This window comes from Rhizobium rosettiformans (genome assembly GCF_016806065.1).
Classification (GTDB): Bacteria; Pseudomonadota; Alphaproteobacteria; order Rhizobiales; family Rhizobiaceae; genus Allorhizobium.
Map to the genome: position 1 here is coordinate 171,055 of NZ_CP032405.1, position 21,458 is coordinate 192,512.

General features: G+C 61.7%; 18 protein-coding genes. 14 read left to right on the forward strand and 4 right to left on the reverse strand.

Annotated elements, in window-relative coordinates; translation table 11 throughout:
- Nucleotides 1–136: 136 nt before the first annotated feature.
- Nucleotides 137–1,654 carry a sigma-54-dependent transcriptional regulator gene (locus D4A92_RS00950; protein WP_203017499.1) on the reverse strand — a complete coding sequence of 506 codons (1,518 nt, stop codon included), beginning with the start codon at nt 1,652–1,654 and terminating at the stop codon, nt 137–139.
- Between the two features lie 255 nt (nt 1,655–1,909).
- Between D4A92_RS00950 and D4A92_RS00955 the strand changes: the two genes are divergently transcribed.
- The 3 genes from D4A92_RS00955 to D4A92_RS00965 are packed head-to-tail and all read left to right on the forward strand — an operon-like array spanning nt 1,910 to nt 5,551.
- Nucleotides 1,910–3,757, forward strand: a complete 1,848-nt coding sequence (locus D4A92_RS00955) for a M3 family oligoendopeptidase (RefSeq protein WP_425958568.1) — start codon at nt 1,910–1,912, stop codon at nt 3,755–3,757.
- Nucleotides 3,758–3,779: 22 nt separating this feature from the next.
- A complete protein-coding gene (locus D4A92_RS00960; RefSeq protein ID WP_203017503.1) occupies nt 3,780–4,943 on the forward strand; it encodes an aminodeoxychorismate synthase component I in 1,164 nt (387 codons plus the stop codon).
- Nucleotides 4,928–5,551: an aminotransferase class IV family protein gene (locus tag D4A92_RS00965; RefSeq protein WP_203017505.1), complete on the forward strand. Its 624-nt coding sequence runs from the start codon at nt 4,928–4,930 to the stop codon at nt 5,549–5,551. Before D4A92_RS00960 ends, D4A92_RS00965 begins: the two co-directional genes overlap by 16 nt.
- A gap of 6 nt (nt 5,552–5,557) precedes the next feature.
- Here D4A92_RS00965 and D4A92_RS00970 read toward each other — a convergent pair whose 3' ends face one another.
- Nucleotides 5,558–5,911, reverse strand: coding sequence for an Atu4866 domain-containing protein (locus D4A92_RS00970; protein WP_246753999.1), 354 nt, complete (start codon nt 5,909–5,911; stop codon nt 5,558–5,560).
- Between the two features lie 11 nt (nt 5,912–5,922).
- The gene (locus tag D4A92_RS00975) at nt 5,923–6,645 is read right to left on the reverse strand and encodes an SDR family oxidoreductase (RefSeq protein WP_203017507.1); all 723 of its coding nucleotides are present in this window, start codon (nt 6,643–6,645) and stop codon (nt 5,923–5,925) included.
- 110 nt (nt 6,646–6,755) lie between these two features.
- On the opposite strand from D4A92_RS00975, the gene D4A92_RS00980 reads away from it, so the two are divergent.
- The 10 genes from D4A92_RS00980 to D4A92_RS01025 all read left to right on the forward strand — a co-directional run bounded on the left by D4A92_RS00980 (nt 6,756) and on the right by D4A92_RS01025 (nt 18,750).
- The gene (locus D4A92_RS00980; protein ID WP_203017509.1) at nt 6,756–7,640 is read left to right on the forward strand and encodes a LysR family transcriptional regulator; all 885 of its coding nucleotides are present in this window, start codon (nt 6,756–6,758) and stop codon (nt 7,638–7,640) included.
- 64 nt (nt 7,641–7,704) lie between these two features.
- Nucleotides 7,705–8,592 carry a heme-dependent oxidative N-demethylase family protein gene (locus D4A92_RS00985; RefSeq protein WP_203017510.1) on the forward strand — a complete coding sequence of 296 codons (888 nt, stop codon included), beginning with the start codon at nt 7,705–7,707 and terminating at the stop codon, nt 8,590–8,592.
- A gap of 136 nt (nt 8,593–8,728) precedes the next feature.
- Nucleotides 8,729–10,171: a homospermidine synthase gene (locus tag D4A92_RS00990; protein ID WP_203017512.1), complete on the forward strand. Its 1,443-nt coding sequence runs from the start codon at nt 8,729–8,731 to the stop codon at nt 10,169–10,171.
- A gap of 186 nt (nt 10,172–10,357) precedes the next feature.
- Nucleotides 10,358–10,723, forward strand: a complete 366-nt coding sequence (gene omp10 / locus D4A92_RS00995; protein WP_203017514.1) for an outer membrane lipoprotein Omp10 — start codon at nt 10,358–10,360, stop codon at nt 10,721–10,723.
- A gap of 203 nt (nt 10,724–10,926) precedes the next feature.
- Nucleotides 10,927–12,876, forward strand: coding sequence for a 5'-nucleotidase C-terminal domain-containing protein (locus tag D4A92_RS01000; RefSeq protein ID WP_203017516.1), 1,950 nt, complete (start codon nt 10,927–10,929; stop codon nt 12,874–12,876).
- 121 nt (nt 12,877–12,997) lie between these two features.
- The gene (gene hemH / locus D4A92_RS01005) at nt 12,998–14,032 is read left to right on the forward strand and encodes a ferrochelatase (RefSeq protein ID WP_203017517.1); all 1,035 of its coding nucleotides are present in this window, start codon (nt 12,998–13,000) and stop codon (nt 14,030–14,032) included.
- Between the two features lie 410 nt (nt 14,033–14,442).
- Nucleotides 14,443–15,051, forward strand: a complete 609-nt coding sequence (locus D4A92_RS01010) for a hypothetical protein (protein WP_203017518.1) — start codon at nt 14,443–14,445, stop codon at nt 15,049–15,051.
- 79 nt (nt 15,052–15,130) lie between these two features.
- Complete coding sequence (locus tag D4A92_RS01015) at nt 15,131–17,092, forward strand: methyl-accepting chemotaxis protein (protein ID WP_203017519.1); 1,962 nt, start codon at nt 15,131–15,133, stop codon at nt 17,090–17,092.
- Between the two features lie 192 nt (nt 17,093–17,284).
- Nucleotides 17,285–18,286, forward strand: coding sequence for an SPFH domain-containing protein (locus tag D4A92_RS01020; protein WP_203017520.1), 1,002 nt, complete (start codon nt 17,285–17,287; stop codon nt 18,284–18,286).
- A 5-nt stretch (nt 18,287–18,291) separates the two neighbouring features.
- Nucleotides 18,292–18,750, forward strand: a complete 459-nt coding sequence (locus D4A92_RS01025; RefSeq protein WP_203017521.1) for an NfeD family protein — start codon at nt 18,292–18,294, stop codon at nt 18,748–18,750.
- Nucleotides 18,751–18,757: 7 nt separating this feature from the next.
- Here the strand turns inward: D4A92_RS01025 and D4A92_RS01030 are convergent, their stop codons facing one another.
- Nucleotides 18,758–19,753, reverse strand: a complete 996-nt coding sequence (locus D4A92_RS01030; protein WP_203017522.1) for a KpsF/GutQ family sugar-phosphate isomerase — start codon at nt 19,751–19,753, stop codon at nt 18,758–18,760.
- A 154-nt stretch (nt 19,754–19,907) separates the two neighbouring features.
- Here D4A92_RS01030 and D4A92_RS01035 point away from each other — a divergent pair, with 154 nt between their 5' ends.
- A complete protein-coding gene (locus tag D4A92_RS01035; RefSeq protein ID WP_203017523.1) occupies nt 19,908–21,443 on the forward strand; it encodes an outer membrane beta-barrel protein in 1,536 nt (511 codons plus the stop codon).
- Nucleotides 21,444–21,458 lie beyond the last annotated feature (15 nt).

A 21,458-nucleotide genomic window follows, 5' to 3' on the forward strand; every position in this document is an offset into this window, starting at 1 on the left:
ATGCGGTCATACCATGGCAAATTTGCCACATCCGCACAAGCTGTCACTTTATGGTGAACGCTTGCCTAACAAATGCTTAGCTCCTTGGTAGGCGATTAAGCTTACCCCAGAGTTAACATCGAACGGTTGAGGCAAATCAAGCAGCATCCTTCTGCGGATCGTCGGGATCGATTCCGTAATCCTTGAGCTTGCGGTAGAGCGTCGACCGCCCGATACCGAGCTTTCGGGCGACCTGGCTCATCTGGCCCCGATAGAACTTCAGCGCGAAGCGGATCAGTTCCTCCTCGATCTCCGCCAGCTTGCGCACATTGCCGGCCTCGTCGGTACTGACGATGACATTGCCGGAGGCCGACCCATTGAAACCTGTGGATGGAGCCGACGGACCGCCGCTGAAGCTTGCTGCACGCTCGGCAAGAGCGGCCTGAACCTTGGCGATCGGGCTCGGCTCATACACAGCGGCCTGCGCCTCGCTGCCGACAGTCGCGCCTCGATGACTGGTGACCTGCGCTACAATCTGCGGGAATTCGCTTTCCTTGAGGCTTGTGCCCTCGGCCAGAACAACAGCGCGGAAGATCGCGTTCTCGAGCTGCCTCGTATTGCCGGGCCAGTCGAAGGAAGTCAGCAGGGCAAGTGCGGAAGATTCGACCTGCAGGGTCCGCGGCAGGCGCTGCTCGAGCGAAAAGCGCTCGACAAAGGCCCGGATCAGATGCGGGATATCCTCCTTGCGGCGCCGCAGGGCCGCAATGGTGATCGGAAAGACGTTGACGCGATAATAGAGGTCCTCGCGGAAGCGCCCGGCCTTGACCTCCTCGATCAGGTCCTTGTTGGTTGCCAGAACCAGCCGCACATTGGCCTTCAGGGGCTTCGCCTGTCCGCTACGATGCACCTCGCCGGACTGGACGACTTCGAGCAGGCGCATCTGGCCGACTGGCGGCAACTCGCTGATTTCCTCGATGAAGAGCGTGCCACCTTCGGCCTCGGCCACCTTGCCCGTCTGGGTTTCGCTGCCGAACAGCACGTCTTCGATCTGCGCAGGCGTGATGGCATTGCAATTGACCGAAACGAAGGGACGGGACGACCGATCGCTGGCGGCATGGATGGCGCGTGCCACGAGCTCCTTGCCGACGCCTGCTTCGCCTTCGAGCATCACGGGGATCATCGATTGTGCTGCACGGCGGCCGAGCTCCACGACGCGAGACATGGCCGCACTGGCCGCAACGACGTCGGAAAAGCTGACCGAACCGCTGCGGGCCCGGCGCGGCGTACGGCCCTGCTGGCTGGTGCGATGGATCTTCAAAGCCGATTCGATCGCACCGATCAGCCGCTCCTGGGCGATCGGCTTGACGAGGAAGTCGAAAGCACCCGCACGCACGGCGTTGAGCGCGGTTTCGGTCGCGCCTTCCGTCGTACAGACAATGACAGGCACGCCCGCATTGATCTCGGCAAGCATCGGGATGACGCTGGGATTTAGGCCGTCTGCGGCTGTCACGTCCAGCACCACGACACCGATCTGCTCGGCGTGACGGCGGAAGAGTTCGACACCCGCAGGCGCGGTGTCGGCGACATGAACGGCATGGCCGTGCGCTTCGATCGCAGCCTTCATGCTGCGGCGCTCGGCGGCATCTTCATCGATGAGTAGAATCTGTGCGGTCAACTTGCGCTCCCCGAGGCTGTTTCGGCGCGTTCGCGCTCCTGGGTTATCGCGGGCAGACTGGCAGAAAGGCCTGAAGATGTTCTTGGGAGAAAACCTAACATTTTAACGGTCCTTAACCGTTTATGGCACAATCCACAGCGGCACTGCGGCAATCGGCTCGCTCTGGTCGCCCTACACCGGCACACCCGGCTGCTTGCCCATCGGCAGACGACTGACTACATCTCCCGAACGAACGAGAGAAAGGACGTCACCATGATGATCGACCGCCGCCCAGCCTTAAGCTCCCTCACCCAGGCCTCCGCGAGCAGGGATCAAAACCTCGGCGACCTTCCCGTCTGGAAACTCGAAGACCTCTATCCCGGCCAGACCTCGTCGGAATTTCTCGGTGCCGTCGAGAAGGCCGGCGCCGATGCGCTTGCCTTTGAGACGAAGTGGAAGGGCAAGCTTGCAGCATCTCTCGAAACCGTCGGGGAAGGCTCGCTGGCCGAAGCGCTGCGGGAGATGGAAGCACTGGAAGACCTGCTCGGTCGCATCGCCTCCTATGCCGGCCTCACTTATTATTCCGACATGACCAATCCGGCGAATGGCAAGTTCTTCGGTGATATCCAGGCGAAGCTGACGGACATGTCGTCCCGCCTTCTCTTCTTCCCGCTGGAACTCAACCGCCTGCCCGACGACGCTGTCGATGCGGCCATGGACCGCGATCAGGCTCTCGGCCACTTCCGCCCCTGGATCGTCGACCTGCGCAAGGACAAGCCCTTCCAGCTCGACGACCGCTTCGAACAGCTTTTCCTTGAGAAGTCGCAGACGGGTGCTGCGGCCTTCAACCGCCTGTTCGACGAGACGCTTGCCGCACTTCGTTTCAAGGTCGGCGAGGACGAGATGCCGCTCGAACCGACGCTGACGCTTCTTCAGGATGCCGACCCGGCCAAGCGCAAGCTCGCTGCCGAAGCCCTGTCGAAGACCTTCAAGGACAATATCCGCATCTTCACTCTGGTGACCAACACGCTCGCCAAGGACAAGGACATCTCCGACCGCTGGCGCGGCTTCGAGGACATCGCCGATAGTCGCCACCTCGCCAACCGGGTCGAGCGCGAAGTCGTCGATGCGCTGGCCGAAGCGGTCCGCGAAGCCTATCCGCGCCTGTCACATCGCTATTACAAGATGAAGGCGAAGTGGCTCGGCATGGACCAGATGAATTTCTGGGACCGCAATGCGCCGCTTGCCGAAACGCCTGACAGACTGATCTCCTGGGATGAAGCCAAGGACATGGTGCTGTCAGCCTATGGCGGCTTTGCGCCCGAAATGGCCGAGATCGCCGGCCGCTTTTTCGACGGCGGCTGGATCGATGCGCCTGCCCGCCCCGGCAAGGCCCCTGGCGCCTTCGCCCATCCGACAGTGCCTTCGGCTCACCCCTACGTTCTGGTGAATTACCTCGGCAAGCCGCGCGATGTCATGACGCTCGCCCATGAACTGGGCCACGGCGTGCACCAGGTGCTGGCCGGCGGCCAGGGTGCGCTGATGTGCCAGACCCCGCTGACGCTCGCAGAAACCGCGTCCGTCTTCGGCGAAATGCTGACCTTCCGCGCGCTTCTGGACAAGACGACCGATAAACGCGAACGAAAGGCCATGCTCGCCCAGAAGGTCGAGGACATGATCAACACGGTCGTACGCCAGATCGCCTTCTACCAGTTTGAGCGTAAGATCCACACCGCCCGCAAGGAGGGCGAATTGACGGCCGAGAAGATCGGCGAATTGTGGCTTTCCGTGCAGCAGGAAAGCCTGGGGCCGGCGATCAAGATCTCGGAAGGCTATGAGAACTGGTGGGCCTATATCCCCCATTTCATCCACTCGCCATTCTACGTCTATGCCTATGCCTTCGGCGACTGCCTGGTGAACTCGCTCTATGCCGTCTACCAGAACGCCGACCAGGGCTTCCAGGACAAGTATTTCGAGCTCCTGAAGGCTGGCGGCACCAAACATCACTCCGAGCTGCTCGCCCCCTTCGGCCTCGATGCCACCGATCCGTCGTTCTGGGCCAAGGGTCTGTCGATGATCGAGGGGCTTATCGACGAGCTGGAAGCGCTAGATAAGGCGGCCTGAACAGCGGAGCTGCCGACATCCCATGCGTGACCACGCGCCCTATGCGCTCTTCCGCGACGACCGCGCGGGGACAAGCCTCGTCTTTGCCGAACCGGAGACGCTTGTCGTCGCCCGGACGGCAGACGAGGTCGAGCCTGCGCTCGCCAGATTGGAGGCAGCCCGGAAGGCCGGCAAGTGGCTGGCGGGCTATCTGTCCTATGAGGCCGGCTTCGTATTCGAACCGAAGCTGAGGCCGCTTGTTGAGGACGGGCGCGAAACACCGCTGATCGCGATGGGGGTCTTCGACGCTCCCGCATCAGTCGAGCACCCGCTGGCACAGGCGCCCTCCAATATTCCAAACGCGCCGCTCTTGAGCGACCCGCGCGCGGGCTGGGATCTTGAAAACTATCGCCGCCGCTTCGACCGCCTGCATCATCACTTGCGCAAGGGCGACTGCTATCAGGCAAACCTGACCATGCCCGTAGAGGCCCGCTGGGATGGCGACCCCCGCGCCGCCTTCTGGTCGCTCGTCGGTCGCCAGCCAGTGCATTATGGCGCGCTGATCGACTACGGCACCGGCCCTGTTATCCTGTCCCGCTCGCCCGAACTCTTCTTCTCTGTCGACGAGGATGGCTGGATAGAAACCCGCCCGATGAAGGGCACGGCACGGCGCGGGGCAAGCCCCGAGGAGGACGAGGCAATCATAGAAGCGATGCTTGCCGACGAGAAGACCCAGGCCGAAAACAGGATGATCGTCGACCTCCTGCGCAACGACGTTTCCGTCATCACGGAGGTCGGCACACTCTCGGTCCCCAAGCTCTTCGCCATCGAGACCTATCCGACCGTGCATCAAATGGTCAGCTATGTACGCGCCAGGCTCTTGCCCGAAATCGGCCTGCCCGAGATCATGGCCGCCCTCTTTCCCTGCGGCTCGGTGACCGGCGCCCCGAAAATGTGGGCCATGCGCATCCTGCATGAACTCGAAGCCGGCCCGCGCGACGTCTATTGCGGGGCAATCGGCTGGTGCGACCCGGCAGGCCCCATGCGTTTTTCAGTGGCAATCCGCACCATCTCCCTTTTCAACGAGGGGCGCGCCGTCTTCAATGTCGGCGGCGGCATCGTCTTCGATTCGAAGGCTGAGGCCGAATACGAGGAATGCCTGCTGAAGGCGCGTTTTGCCCTGGGTGATCAATGGATTTCTCGCTGATCGAGACGATGCGCTGGCAGCCGGACGCAGGTTTCCTGCGGCTCGACCAGCATCTGCGCCGTCTCTCCCGCTCTGCCGATGCGCTGGGTTTCCGCCAGCCGCAGGACGCAAAAGGCAAACTCGAGAGGGAAGTGTCCGGCGATACACCACTGCGCGTGCGCCTCGTCATGACCTATCGCGGCAAGATGGAGGTGACGGCGACGCCCTTCGAGCCGATCCCGGAAGAAACGGTCTGGCGCCTGAAGATCGCAAAGACAAAGCTGCAGTCCGAAGACAGCCTCTTCCGCCACAAGACCACCCGTCGCGAACCCTACGAGGCCGCGCGCGCCGAGTTTTCCAAGGATGAGGCCGACGAGTTGATCCTACTCAACGAGCGGGGCGAGGTCTGCGAAGGCACGATCACCAACATTTTCGCCGAAGCCGCCGACGGCATGCTGCTGACCCCGCCACTCACCAGCGGCCTTCTGCCGGGCGTTCTGCGCGCCGAACTGATCCGGGAGCGCAAGGCGCGTGGCGAAGTGCTGAAACTCGACGACCTTCGCCAGCGCAAGCTTTTTGTCGGCAACTCCCTGCGCGGCCTGATCCGCGCAGAACTGGTGGAAGGCTAAGCCCGGTTACTTTCGTCGGTAAAAGATCATGCCCCCGTGGTGCAGCACATCCTGGCTGACGAAGGTACCGTCGGCTGTAAAGCCCGTATCGTCCCAATAGTCGATGTGATTGCCGGTGACGACATATCGTCCCTGATAGGCGCTCTCTCTGGGTCCTCGGGCCTCATCGTAACGGCCATTCGGCAGGAGTTCGTGCCGGATCCTGCCGTCTTCGGTAACCCACATGCCGACGTAAGGATGGGACTGCTCGGTCTTCGATGTTTGATCCATGTTTTCTTCTGCCAGAACGTTGAGGGGATAAACCGGCGCCGTCGCCAGTGCGATGACGGTGCCAAGAGCAATGGGGTGAAAACGCTTCATCCTGGCCTCCATCAGTAAGGCGAACGCACAGGGCGCACGACGATTTCGCTGACATCGACGTCGTCAGGCTGTTCCATCGCGTAGCGGACAGCCCGGCCGATGGCGTCGGGTGTCAAAGCGATGGCACGAAAGCCTTTCATCGCTTCGGCAGCCACGGGATCCGAGATCGTGTCGGCCAGTTCGCTCTCGACGACGCCGGGATGGATGCAGGTGACACGCAGCCTGTCGTTCTCCTGGCGAAGACCATCGGAGATCGCCCGGACCGCAAACTTCGTGGCGCAGTAGACGGCCGCCGTCGGCGAGACCGTCAGCGCGCCGATCGAGGCGATGTTGACGATATGCCCGGAACCCCGCTCGGTCATTTCTGGCAGCACGGCTGCGACCCCGTAGAGGACACCCTTGATGTTGACGTCCACCATGCGGTCCCATTCGTCGACCTTCAGCGACGACATCAGCGAAAGCGGCATGACGCCTGCATTGTTGACGATCGCATCGACGCGTCCGTATTCCTCCCGAGCGGCCCCGGCAAAGGCTGCCACATTGGCGCGATCGGTGACATCGAGGCTGCGCGTCATCACCCGACCGCCGGCCCAGCGGATCTCATCCGCCACCTTTTCCAGCCTGTCGACGCGACGCGCACCAAGAACCACCGTTGCTCCGGCTTTCGCCAATTCGTGGGCGATGCCCACCCCGATCCCGCTCGATGCACCGGTAACCAAGACGACTTTATCCATGACGTTTCCTTTCTTGCTTCGCGCCAGATGCGCTTGTCAGGAAGATAAGGCTGCGTCATTGTCGCGATTAGCAGCTAAAAACTTTCTTCGTTGGGAAGAGAAACTAACCAATGCCGTACGATCTGAACGCACTTGCCGTCTTCGCCCTGGTTGCGGAGGAGAAAAATTTCCGCGCGGCAGCGGATCGCATCGGGGTCACCCGATCGGCCGTGAGCCAGTCGATCCGCAAGCTCGAAGAAACACTCGGCATCGCCCTCCTGGCCCGCACCACCCGCAGCGTCGCCCTCACTGAAGCCGGCGAACGCCTGTATGCTCAGATCGCCCCCTCGCTGGTCGAGATGACCGACGCTCTGGAGGCCGCGTCCAATCTGCAGAGAAGACCGCGCGGACAGCTCAATCTCGCGGTCTCGTCAATTGCGGAAAGCTTTCTCTCCGGACCTCTGCTCGCTCGCTTCGCCAGGCAACATCCCGAGGTCAAACTGCATGTGACGGTCACCGACGAGGAGTTCGACATCGTCGCCGAAGGCTATGATGCCGGTGTCAGGCTCGGTGAGGTCATTGCACAGGACATGATCGCCGTACCCGTCTCAGGGGACCTGAGACAACTGGCGGTCGCTTCCCCGGCCTATCTCGAAGAATTCGGAACGCCGGCCCATCCGCGCGAGCTCGCAAACCATCGCTGCATCGGTTGGCGAACCAGCCCGCGCGTCGCACCCTATCGTTGGGAATTCGCTGAGAACGGAAAGGAATTTTCGGTGGCGGTCACCGAGAGCATCACCACCACCGAGATGATCCTGATGGTGAAGCTCGCGGTCGCCGGTGCGGGCATCACCTTCGGCATGGAGGATTCGTTCGCGGAACCGCTCGCGCGCGGCGAACTGGTCGCCGTCCTCGAGGACTACTGTCCGACCTTCCCCGGCTTCTACCTCTATTATCCAAGCCGCAGAAACATGGCCCCGAAACTGCGCGCCCTTGTGGATTACCTCAAGCGGTGACCGACAGCGCATTCATGCCTGGCCGAGATTGACACGGACGGCGATCCGCTGGAGCTTGAACCCCATGCCCTTCACCCATACGCCCTATGCTGGCGCCACCCGCCCCTTCACCATCGGCCTGTCGGCGCTCGACCCTCAGCGCTGGATCGAGCCCGACGCGGCGCTCGGCCAGTACCTCGCCGAAAAGCAGGAGCTTGCGAGAACTCGGTTGACCGACATCTTCCGCGGCACCGATGACAGCCTGGAGGCCCAGCGGGAGTGTCTTGCGGCTCTCGTTGCTCATCTCGAAGAGAGTCAACCCGGGCTCTATCGCCGAAAACATCAGACCATCCACGTCGCTGGTCACACGGTCGATCTTGCGGACGACACCCTCCCCCCACTGCTCCGCGCCGGAATGTTGGTGCAGGACGATCTGGTGATCATGATGAAGCGCGAGGCCGGCTGGTCCATCGCCGCTGCCCATCTCTCATTCCCATCCTCCTGGTCGCTTGCGGAGAAATTCGACCGGCCGATGGAGGCGGTCCACGAGCATGTACCGGGGTTCCAGGGCGGCACGCGAAACGCGGTCATGATCAACCGTATCTTCGACAATCTCGCGCCCGGCCTGCCCGCAGAGCGCTTCAACTGGTCGATCAACTGGAAGGAAAAGCTCTTTCACCCGGAAACCGGCCGCAACGATGCCGCGAAACCGGACGAGGCCGTGGTGCGCGTCGAGCGCCAGACACTGACGAAACTGCCCGTGACAGGCGCGATCGTCTTCACGATCCGCATCTATCTGGATCCGGTCACGGCGTTCAGGAACCACCCGGACGGTCCGAGGCTCCGCGCAGCCCTGGCCGAGCAGTTGGAGGGCCTCGCCGGCGATCAGCTTAGATACAAGGGGCTCGACATCCAGCGTGACCGGCTCGTCGCTCACCTGCGGCAAGATACAGCACTCGAAAATCAGCGGTGAGGCCCGTCGCCCACAGGGGCCCACCCTTTATTGTGTCAGATTTTTGTGATCTAGAACCGCCAGTATCGCTCCGGCCGCAAAAGACAGGTCGGAAACATGGCCCAGGCATAATGACCGGGCCTCCAAGGAGACGGAAATGAGCGAAATGACCTACCCGGTTTATGGCGAGATCACCGGCCCGATCGTGATGATCGGTTTCGGCTCGATCGGCCGCGGCACCCTGCCGCTGATCGAACGCCACTTCAAGTTCGACAAGAGCCGGATGGTCGTCATCGACCCGCGCAACGACGAAGCAGACCTGCTGGCCAAGCATGGCATCAAGCACATCCAGGCGCACGTCACCAAGGAAAACTACAAGAAGCTTCTGAAGCCTCTCCTCACCGAAGGCGAAGGCCAGGGCTTCTGCGTCAACCTGTCGGTCGACACCGGCTCGCTCGACCTGATGAAGCTCTGCCGCAAGCTCGACGTGCTCTACATCGACACCGTCGTTGAGCCCTGGCTCGGCTTCTACTTCGACAAGAGCATGAAGAATTCCGAGCGCACCAACTATGCGCTGCGCGAAACCGTGCGCCAGGAAAAGGCGAAGAATCCGGGCGGCACGACGGCCGTTTCCACCTGCGGCGCAAACCCGGGCATGGTCTCCTGGTTCGTCAAGCAGGGCCTGGTCAACCTCGCCCATGAAATCGGCCTGAAATTCGACGAGCCTGATCAGAACGATCGTGACGGCTGGGCCAAGCTGATGAAGAAGGTTGGCGTCAAGGGCGTGCACATCGCCGAGCGCGACACCCAGCGCACCAAGAACCCGAAGCCGCTCAACGTCTTCTGGAACACATGGTCGGCCGAAGGCTTCATCTCGGAAGGCTTGCAGCCCTCCGAACTCGGCTGGGGCACCCATGAAAACTGGATGCCGAAAAACGCCAAGAAGCACAAGAAGGGCTGCAAGGCCGCGATTTATCTGGAGCAGCCGGGCGCCAACACCCGCGTTCGCACCTGGTGCCCGACGCCAGGTCCGCAATACGGCTTCCTCGTCACCCACAACGAGTCGATCTCGATTGCCGACTACTTCACCGTCGAGAAGGATGGCGAAGTCGTCTACCGCCCGACCTGCCACTATGCCTACCATCCGGCCAACGACGCCGTGCTGTCGCTGCATGAGATGTTCGGCAATGGCGGCACGCAGCAGCCGGTGCTGCACGTCCTGAACGAAGACGAACTGGTTGACGGCGTCGACGAACTTGGCGTGCTGCTCTACGGCCACGAGAAGAACGCCTACTGGTACGGTTCGCGCCTGTCGCTCGAAGAAACCCGCCGCATCGCGCCCTATCAGAACGCAACCGGCCTGCAGGTAACCTCGGCCGTGCTCGCCGGCATGGTCTGGGCACTCGAGAACCCGAAGGCCGGCATCGTCGAAGCCGACGAGATGGATTACAAGCGCTGCCTGGAAGTGCAATCGCCCTATCTCGGCCCGGTCGAAGGCCACTATACCGACTGGACCCCGCTCGACGGTCGCCCGGGTCTCTTCCCGGAAGACCTCGACGAAAAGGATCCGTGGCAGTTCCGGAACATCCTGGTCCGCTAAACGGTTTCAGGAATGAACTTAAGGCCCGTCGCCTGCGGCGGGCCTTTCTCGTTGCAAGCAAGGACGGGATAACCCCGGCAATACAAGGCTTTCGCCTTGCTTTGGCCGAGGCTTCGCGGCATGTTCTCGACGACAACGCAAACGGTGGGCGGCCGGACCGAACCGCCGAGATGGTGGGAGACAAGAATGAAAATCAGATCCCTGGTAGCTGTAACGGCGATGAGCCTTGCCCTTTCGTCCTGCTATTCCAGCCCTCCTCCCCGCCAGTTGCCTGCCGTTCAGCAGGGCCCGTCGATCGAAGGCGCCTGGGTTGATCCGAACGGCATCTCCTCGACCTTCCAGGGCGGCACCTTCACCACGCGGACGACCGACACCAACCAGATCCTCGCATCCGGCACCTATACGCTCGTCAACGATCGCCTTGTCGAGATCAACATGACGTCGCTGGTTCGCAACACGCAGCAGAAGGTGAATTGCGCCCTCGTGACGCCGTCGCAGCTCAATTGCACCTCCGACAGCGGCGCCCAGTTCTCGCTCGCCCGACGCGGCTGAGCCGGCGCCAGGACATGCTGATCAAGGAGCGGCCCAAGCGGCCGCTTCTTTCGTTTCTGGCCCCTGCGAACATGCGGACATCAAGCGAATTTTGCTTGCCCTCTCCCGGTCTAGATGAAAACATCCGCCATCCGAATTCTGGCGCGTGACTGTCATCAATCCGTGCCAGACTGTGGGTGATCGATTGCAACAGGAGAGATAAGATGTTCAGACATTTGAAGATTGGCCTTTTCAGCGCCTCGGTGCTGGCCCTGACCGCCGGAACCGCTCTGGCCGATTTCGAACTTAACATCCTGCACATCAATGACCTGCATTCCCGCATCGAAGCCATCAGCAAATCCGATTCCACCTGCTCGGCAGATGATGCTGCCAAGAACGAATGCTTCGGCGGCATTGCCCGCGTGAAGGCCGCAATCGACGCCCGTCGTGCCGAACTTGAGGGCAAGAACGTACTGACACTCGACGCTGGCGACCAGTTCCAGGGCTCCTTGTTCTACACCACCTACAAGAGCGCCCCGATTGCCGAGTTCATGAACGCCATCGGCTTCGATGCCATGGCCATCGGCAACCACGAATTCGATGACGGCCCGGAAGAGCTCGCAAAGTTCATCGATGCTCTGCAGTTCCCGCTGATCTCCGGCAATACGCTCGCCGGCCTCAACTCTCCGGTCGCCGACAAGTTCAAGCCCTACATCGTCAAGGAGTTCGGCGAGGAGAAGGTCGCAATCGTTTCGGTCCTCGCAACCGACACGGACGAGACCTCCTCGCCTGGTGACACGATCCTTTTTGCCGACGAGATCACCTATCTGAAGGAAGCCGTGGCCGAAATCGAAGGACAGGGCATCGACAAGATCGTGCTGCTCTCGCATGTCGGCTACGTCAAGGATCAGGAAATCGCGGCAGCCGTTGACGGCATCGACGTGATCGTCGGCGGCCATAGCCACACGCTTTTGTCCAACACCGACGAGAAGGCCGCCGGCCCTTACCCGACCATGGTCAAGAACCCGGCCGGCCAAGATGTTCCGATCGTCCAGGCCTATGCCTATTCCAAGTATCTCGGCGACCTGACGGTCGTTTTCGATGATGCCGGCGTCGTCAAGACCGCGACTGGCGAACCGAAGCTGCTCGACGCCTCCGTGACCCCGGATGAAGGCTTCGTCGCCAAGGTGGCCGAACTCGGCGGCCCGATCGAGGAGTTGAAGCTGAAGGAAATTGGCGAGACTGCCGAGGCCATCGACGGCTCGCGTGAAACCTGCCGTGCGGTCGAATGCACCATGGGCAATCTCGTGGCCGATGCCATGGTGGACCGCCTGAGCGATCAGGGTGTTACCATTGCTATTCAGAATGGCGGCGGCCTGCGCGCGTCGATCGACGCCGGCACCGTCACCATGGGCGAAGTCCTGACGGTTCTGCCCTTCCAGAACACGCTTGCCTCCTTCCAGCTGAAGGGCTCCGACATCGTGGCCGCGCTTGAAAATGGCGTTGGCCAGGTCGAGGAAGGGGCTGGCCGTTTCCCGCAAGTGTCCGGTTTGAAGTTCACCGCTGATCTGAGCAAGCCGGCCGGCAGCCGCATCTCCTCCGTCGAGGTCAAGGAAGGTGACGCCTTCGTCGCGATCGACCCCGAGAAGGTCTATGGCGTGGCCACCAACAACTATATGCGCACTGGTGGTGATGGCTATGGCGTCTTCGAGAGCGGCGGCCAGAACGCCTACGATTTCGGCCCGGGCCTCGAGACCGTGGTGGCCGACTACATCGCCAAGAACAGCCCCTACACGCCTTACACCGACGGTCGCATCACCGTGATCTCGGCGACGGCTACGGCAGCGGACGAGACTGCCGCGCCGCAGGCCGACGCGAGCGCACCGGCTGCAACCGCAACGGAAGCACCGACCGCTGAGGCTCCAGCTGCAACCGAGGCGCCGGCGGCTGCAGAGGCGCCCGCTGCGGCAGAAGCTCCAGCGGCAACCGCTACGGATACGGCCATGACGACTGCCGCGACCGTCTATAAGGTCGTGGCTGGCGACAGCCTTTGGAAGATTGCTCAGGCCACCTATGGCGACGGCATGATGTGGAGCAAGATTGCCGAGGCGAATGCTCTGCGCAATCCGAATGTCATCTCGATCGGCCGGGAATTGCAGCTTCCGCCGCAGTAAGACCGTTTGACGCATGCCAAAAGCCGGTCCGGGCTTCCCCGGGCCGGCTTTTGCTTTTATCAGATGATCTCAACTGGCCTTCGCCACGTAACGGTCGAGATCTCATCACCAGGATATCAAGATGAATGTACTGCCTGCCCATTGGCCCTCCGACCATCCGCCCGTCAATTTCGGCAAGGTCGGCGTGCTGCTCGTCAACCTCGGAACGCCCGATGGCACGGACTACAAGTCCATGCGCCGCTATCTCGAGGAATTCCTGACGGACAAGCGCGTCATCGAGTGGTCGCGGTGGTTCTGGTACCCGATCCTCTACGGGATCGTCCTCAATCGTCGTCCACAGAAGGTCGGCAAGGCCTATGAGGAGATCTGGAACAAGGATCTCGATGAGAGCTATCTGCGCACATACACGCGCAGCCAGGGCGAAAAGCTCGCGGTTGCCTTGAAGGATCTGCCGAATGTGCATGTCGACTGGGCCATGCGCTACGGCCAGCCGGCGATCCAGGCGAAGATGAACGAGATGCAGAAGGCGGGTTGCGAGAAGATTCTCGTCTATCCGCTCTACCCGCACTATGCGGCGGCAACCACGGCGACCGTCAACGACGAAGCCTTCAAGGCGCTGTTGAAGATGCGCTGGCAGCCGGCGCTTCGTACGGTCCCGCAATATGCCGACGATCCTGTTTATATCGAGGCGCTGGCCAATTCGATCAACCAGCATCTGGCGACGCTGGACTGGGAACCGGAACTGGTCATTACCTCCTATCACGGCATCCCGAAGTCCTACTTCATGAAGGGCGATCCCTATCACTGCCAGTGTCACAAGACGACGCGTCTCTTGCGCGAGCACCTCGGATGGGAGAAGGAAAAGCTGATGGTCACCTTCCAGTCCCGTTTCGGGCCTGAGGAATGGCTGCAGCCCTATACCGACAAGACGGTCGAAAAGCTCGCTCAGGAAGGCGTGAAACGCATCGCCATCATGAACCCCGGCTTCGTCTCCGACTGCCTGGAGACGCTGGAAGAAATCGCCGGTGAAGCGGGCGAGGACTTCCTGCACAATGGCGGCGAGAAGTTCACCCACATTCCCTGCCTCAACGACAGCGATGATGGCATGCGCGTGATCGAGAACGTTGTGCGCCGGGAACTCCAGGGCTGGGCCTGAAGCTCAATAGGCTAAGTGACATACGAGATGATGAAGGGGGCTGCCGGAAGGCGGTCCCCTTTTCCTTTGTATCCATGTCTCTTCGCATAGCCGTGCCCTCTAGAGGGGCATTTGAGCTACGTCAGCGACACAACCGAGACGATGAACACGCATGGCGAGCCGATGAGAAAAAGCCCAATTTTCGGTACACATGCTCAATTTTAGTGCATCTTTTCATTTGCTTAGCGCGCCGGAGTTCCGAAGTAGCACAACCGCAGAGACAACCTCAAGCTGCCCACCCGCGCAGATCTAGAATGGGAAAAATTCCCTAAATGGTTGGATTTCAATATAATTTTAGATAGGCGATTTCTTATATTAAGGTTCCATTTAGTAATGATCCCTAGAATTAGGGGGAGTTGAAGGAGACCACCATGAAATTCGTCACGACCGCATTGGCATCGACATTCCTCGTCGCGTCGCTCGCCACTGCCCATGCAGAACCGGCACAGCCTGATGTCGCCAAGCTCGTCTCGCCAGAGCTGATCAAGCAGATCCAGGAATTTATTTCCGCCGAGATCGTCACCGTATCGGTCGAAGCGCAAAACGCCCGGCTGACCGAGCTCTCCCAGGAGAAGATCGACGAGCTGGACAATCAATGGAAGGCCGAGCGCGAAGCGACCGACAAGCCGCTGATTGCCGCCACGCTCTCCAACCCGCTCTCCGTCTATCTCGCCCGCATCCAGGGCAAGTCGCTCGGCCTCTATCCCGAAATCTTCGTCATGGACCAGAACGGCCTGAACGTCGGCCAGAGCTCGATCACCAGCGACTTCTGGCAGGGCGACGAGGCGAAGTTCCAGAAGACATATGACGTCTCGGAGGACGCGATCTTCATCGATGAAGCCGAGTGGGACGACGACATGAAGATCTGGCGAAACCAGGTGAGCCTGACGCTGGTCGACAGCGCCAAGAAGAAGATCGGCGCCGTCACCGTCGAACTCAACCTGACGGAACTCGAGCGCCGGGCGCTAGCCGGCAGCTGATCCGTCGACACGGCTCCATGATGGCGGCCGTCCTGTAAACCATGATCCAATTCGACCCCGACCGGGACAGGATTTTACCATGCTCAAGAATTTATCCGTAAGCGCCAAAGGCTTCCTCGCTTTCGGACTCCTTGCCGCTATCGCGATCGCAGCCTCCACCTTCATGCACAACCGCGCCATCACGGCGAGTGAGCAGGTCGCGGAAACCGCAACGATGAATCGCGCCCTGGAGGTCATCGAAGAATTCTCCGCCGACCTTTACATCGCGGACCTCCAACTGAAAACCTTCCTGTTGACTGGCAACCGCGATTACGCGGATGGCGCAAAGGAGGTCGCTGCGGAAATGGGCGCAGACCGTCCCAATATCGAAGCGATGCTCTCGACGTCTGCTCCCGGTGAGCTCTCGAAGTTCAAGGAGGCGATCAACGCCTTTGAGACTTGGAAGACGAACTTCATGGAACGGCAGATTCTCTTGATGCGAGACCCCGCAACGGTTGAACTGGCCCGCGCCATCGAAGTGACGGGTGAAGGCGAGGCCCTGGTCAAGGCCTTCGAAGCCCGCCTTGGCGAGATCAAGTCTGCTCTTTCGGCGCGCGCCGCCGCAGCCGCTGAAAACCAGACCGCAGCCCTCTCGCTTGTGGTAACGGTCAGCCTCGGCGCATCGATCGTCGTCGGTATCGCTGCCGTTCTGCTCGGCTTCCTCAACTTCCAGCTCGTTTCCCGTCCGCTCGGCAAGCTCGCCGACAACACGACGCGCCTCGCCAATGGCGACCTCGACGTCACGATCGATCAGGGTGGCAAGGACGAAATCGGCCGCATGGCCGCAGCGATGCAGATCTTCCGTGAGGCGGCCGTGGCCAACAAGCGGCTGGAAGCAGAGGCCGACGGTAACCGTCGTCAGGCAGAGGCCGATCGCATTGCGACCCAGCAGCGCGCTGAAGCGGATGCAGCTGAACGTCTTCGCATCGCTACGTCGGGTCTGGCCGCTGGCCTGAAGCGCCTCGCCTCCGGCGATCTCGCTTTCCAGATCAACGAAGCTTTCGCTCCCGATTTCGAGGCACTCCGCCACGACTTCAACCAGTCTGTCCGCCAGCTGAACCAGACCATGGCCTCGATCAACAACAGCGTCGCGACCATGGAGACCGGCACACGCGAGATTGCGTCGGGGACCGATCACCTGTCGAAGCGCACCGAACAGCAGGCCGCCGCCCTTGAGCAGACGGCAGCCGCAGTCGAAGAGATCACCGCCAACGTCGTCAATTCGACCAAGCGGACAGAAGAGGCCCGCGGTGTGGCGGCCCATGCCAACACCTCTGCCAACCAATCCTCTGAAGTCGTGTCCCGCGCCGAAGAAGCCATGCGCCGGATTGAAAACTCGTCGCAGCAGATCTCGAATATCATCGGCGTCATCGACGAAATCGCCTTCCAGACCAACCTTCTGGCGCTCAATGCCGGTGTTGAAGCAGCACGCGCCGGGGAAGCCGGCAAGGGCTTCGCCGTCGTCGCCCAGGAAGTCCGTGAACTCGCCCAGCGCTCTGCCAATGCTGCGAAGGAGATCAAGGCCCTCATCCAGAACTCGTCGACCGAGGTTGCTGGCGGCGTGGATCTCGTTCGCAAGACCGGCGAAGCACTGCGCACCATCGGTGGCTTCATCACCGAGATGAACACCCACATGGATGCGATTGCCCTTTCCGCCAAGGAACAGGCAACCGGCCTCTCGGAAGTCAACCATGCGGTAAACTCGATGGACCAGACGACCCAGCAGAATGCTGCCATGGTCGAGGAATCCAACGCTGCCTCGGCAGCACTTGCGAGCGAAGCCGCCAAGCTACGCGAGTTGATCTCGCACTTCAGCATCGACGGCGTGCAGCAGACCCAGGCATCAGCACTCCGCGAAACCGCCCGTGTCATGGCCCAGCCTTCGGTATCGGCAAGCCGCTCTCCTGCACCACGCGCCGCCGAAGTCGCCCGGCATGCCGCCCCCGCACCACGCAGCCATGGCAACGCGGCAGTGGCCCAGGACAACTGGGAAGAGTTCTAAGCTCAGGTCGATCAGCCTGAAAATCGAGGCGGCGGGAGAGATCCCGCCGCTTTTCCGTTTCTTGCGGCCCCTGCCAGCCTCCACGGCAAACCATGCCCGTGTGTGACCGCCATCCTTTGCATTTACCCTGTCCCGCCACGATGTTAGACCAAGGGGGCGCAATCTTCGTTTGCACCAATGCTGGAGGAATTCATGCCCGTCACCGGTCCGGACATCGTCGTCATCGCACTCGTACTGCTCGTGATCCTGGTCCTCTTTGCCGGTATCAAGACCGTTCCGCAGGGCTTCCGCTACACGATTGAGCGTTTCGGCCGCTACACACGCACCCTTGAGCCGGGCCTCAACCTGATCATCCCGTTCTTCGAGCGGATCGGTTCGAAGATGAACGTCATGGAGCAGGTGCTCGACGTGCCAACCCAGGAAGTCATCACCAAGGACAATGCCTCGGTCTCTGCCGATGCGGTCGCCTTCTATCAGGTGCTGAACGCCGCGGAAGCTGCCTATCAGGTGTCGAACCTGGAAAATGCCATCCTGAACCTGACGATGACCAATATCCGCTCGGTCATGGGCTCGATGGACCTCGATGAACTGCTCTCCAACCGCGAGGTGATCAACGATCGCCTGCTGCGCGTCGTCGATGAGGCGGTCCGCCCCTGGGGCATCAAGGTCACCCGCGTCGAGATCAAGGATATTCAGCCACCGGCCGATCTGGTGGATGCCATGGGTCGCCAGATGAAGGCGGAGCGTGAGAAGCGCGCCCAGGTCCTCGAAGCAGAAGGCTTCCGCAATGCCCAGATCCTGAGGGCCGAGGGCGCCAAACAGGCCGCCATCCTTCAGGCCGAAGGTGAGCGCGAGGCCGCCTATCGCGAGGCCGAAGCCCGTGAGCGTCTGGCCGAAGCCGAAGCCAAGGCCACCCGCCTCGTCTCGGAAGCGATCGCCGCCGGCGACGTCAACGCCATCAACTACTTCGTCGCCCAGAAATACACCGAGGCCATGGCCGCGATCGGCACCGCCAGTAATTCCAAGGTGGTTCTGATGCCGATGGAGGCGACTTCCCTAATCGGCTCGCTCGGCGGCATCGGCGCGATTGCTCGCGAAGTCTTCGGCGACGACAAGCGCCCTGCCCCGCCGCGCCCAGCCGCAGCACCCCGCACCACGCCGCCGATCAGCTCCTTCAACCCGAACGGCGAGTGACCACCATGCTGGCGCGCATCATCGCCGAACTCGGTCCCTGGAGCTGGTGGGTCCTCGGCATGCTGCTGCTTGCGGCCGAACTCGTCATGCCCGGCGTCTTCCTGGTCTGGATCGGCCTTGGCGCCATCCTGACAGGTGTTTTGTCTCTGCTGCTTTGGGATGCGGGCTTCTGGTCGTGGCAAATCCAGTCGCTGGTCTTTGCGGCAAGTGCCGTCGCCTTCACGCTCGCCGGACGCCGTCTCTTCACTCGCCTCGAGTCGTCCAGCGACGAACCGCTCCTCAATCAGCGTGGTGCAAGCCTCGTCGGCCGCACCGCCGTGCTGGCAGAGCCCATCCGCGAGGGCCGCGGCCGCATCCGGCTGGATGACACCTTCTGGCTGGTCTCCGGCCCGGACCTGCCCGGTGGCGCTCGCGTGCGGATTGTTTCCAGCGATGGTCGCGATCTGACAGTAGAAGAGGCTTGAGTCCCCCTCAGGCGACCCCGATCCTGAGCAGATCGTGGAAGTGAATGAGGCCGACGGGCGTGTTCTCGTCATCGACGACGATCAGTGCACCAATGCCATGTTTGTTGATCATCGCCGCGGCGGTCGTCGCGAGGGCATCGCCCTTGATGACCTTCGGATTGCGGGTCATCACGTCATCGACGTTCAGGATCGACAGATCCCGCGCGAGATTGCGGGCCATGTCGCCTTCCGTCACGATGCCGCAGAGCTTGCCGGCTTCATCCACGATCCCCACACAGCCGAAATGCTTGTGCGACAGGGTCTTGACCGCCTCGGGCATGGGCGTACCGAGCGCCACCAGCGGCAGGCGATCGCCGGTATGCATGATGTCGCGCACATGGGTGAGTGCCGCGCCGAGCTTGCCGCCCGGATGGAAGGTGCGAAAGTCCGACGGCGAAAACCCGCGCGCTTCGAGAAGCGCAATCGCAATCGCGTCGCCGACCGCAAGCTGCAGCACAGCCGAGGTCGTCGGCGCCAGCCCGTGCGGGCAGGCCTCCTGAACCTTCGGCATCAGAAGCACGACATCGGCATTGCGGGCGAGCGTGGAGCTTTCACCCGCAGTGATGGCAATCAGCGGGATCGAGAAACGGCGGGAGAAGCTGAGAATACCCTGCAGTTCGGTCGTTTCGCCACCCCAGGAGATCGCCAGGATCGCATCATCCTGCGCGATCATGCCGAGATCGCCGTGATTGGCTTCCGATGGGTGGACAAAGAAGGCGGGCGTGCCGGTCGAGGCGAAGGTGGCCGCGATTTTCGAACCGATATGGCCACTCTTGCCGACACCGGTGACAATCACGCGACCGCCGATCCCGCCGATCGTTTTGACCGCATTGCAGAAGGGAGCGGCGAGCGGCCCGGCCAAGGCCTCTTCGAGGACACGTAGCCCCTCCCGCTCGGTCGAGATGACGCGAAGAGCGGATTCGGTGGCACTGGCTTCAACGAGATTGACTGCGCGCTTGATCATGGCGTCCCATACTGCGTTTGTCGGCTGCTGTAAATTCTTGTGGCGCATGCCGCCCCTGCGGCAAAGCGTGCCCGGTCGCCAAAGACCGCCGAAACCAATCATTAACCACCAGGCTTTACGATTGGGTAAGCATTACAGATCGCCAGGCGCAAGCATGACTTCAGTCGAAAATCGGAACACGCGCGGCGCAGGCCGCCTGGGACTGCGCGCTTTCGCCAGCGCCCTTGCGCTGTCGGCGCTCGTGCATCCCTCGCTGCTCGCCGCCCAAGAGACACGCCCCACGGCGCAATCCTCTCAAGGCATGTCGGCAAGCGGCAGGCAGCCACTGGGGATCGGCCCGGAAGGCATTGCGACGCGCGCGAGCGAGATGTCGACATCAGCCCCCGCAGTGGCGACCGATCCGACCACGACAGCCACGATCGCGCCGAACAGCTTCGCCATGGAACCGCTTGCGGATCCCGATGCCGTGCCGCTGGACGACGACATCGGTCGCCAGAACCTGCGCGAGACCCGGCTCGACGACCCGACGGCCGCCCGCATTCGCCGCGATGCACTGGACGCCGAAGACGGCACCGGCATTCGCCTCGGCAGCATGATCCTGCGGCCGTCGATCAGCCAGAAATTGGGGACCGAGCGGGAAAAATCCGGCGGTGTCAAAGCCAACCGCACATTCTCCGAAACCGGGCTGAAGGGTACTTTGACCTCGGACTGGTCGAGACATGAGCTGAATGTCGGAGCCGAAGGGGCCTGGCAGGAAACGCTGTCTGGTGCGGACAACGACAAGCCCCGTGCCAATATCGACGCGCGCCTGCGTCTCGATCTGGCCGATGACACCATTGCCACACTTTCCGGCTCCTACAGTTTCAGCCGCGAGGATAGCGACGATCCGAACGCCGTATCAGGCGCCAGGGTCCAGTCCGGCGTCAATCAGTTCGGGACCGGCCTGTCTATCGAGCGGGACTTCGGTATGATCCGCGGCTCGATCGCGGGCGATATCACGCGATTTCAGTATTCCGATGCCAAGCTTTCCAATGGCGGCATCCTCGAACGCAGCGATCGCGACCGCAATCGCTACACCGTCAGCAGCCGTCTAGGATACGAAATATCGCCTGCTCTCACGCCCTTCATAGAAGGCACGATCGGGCGGATCGACTATGACGAAGCGGAGGATTCGTCAGGGTACCGGCGCTCGGCGGATCTCTATGGCGCAAAAGCGGGGGTGGCCGTCGATCTGGGAGAGAAGCTGCGCGGCGAAATCGCCCTGGGTTACGAGCACCAGACCTTCGAGGACGCGCGCCTGGCGGAACTGTCAGCGATGACGGTGGATGGCAACATCTTCTGGTCACCGCGCGACGGCACCAACATCGATCTCTCGCTGGACACGAGCATCGATCCATCGACCACGGCCGGTGTCAACGGTGCAACGATCCACCGGGTCACTGCCGCCCTCTCCCACGACCTGCGCACGAACCTCGTCGCACGCCTGACCGGCGGGACAACCTTCACGAATTACGACGGAAACGCGAGTGCGAGCGATACGACGGCCTATCTCGCGGGCGCCGGCCTGACCTGGAAGGTAAACCGCTATCTCGATGCGACGGCAGATCTCGCTTACGAGCGAACGAACTACAAGACCGGCACCGACAACAGCACGGTGACGGCATTGGTGGGCCTGACCGCCAAGCGCTGAGCCTGGCGGTCAGGG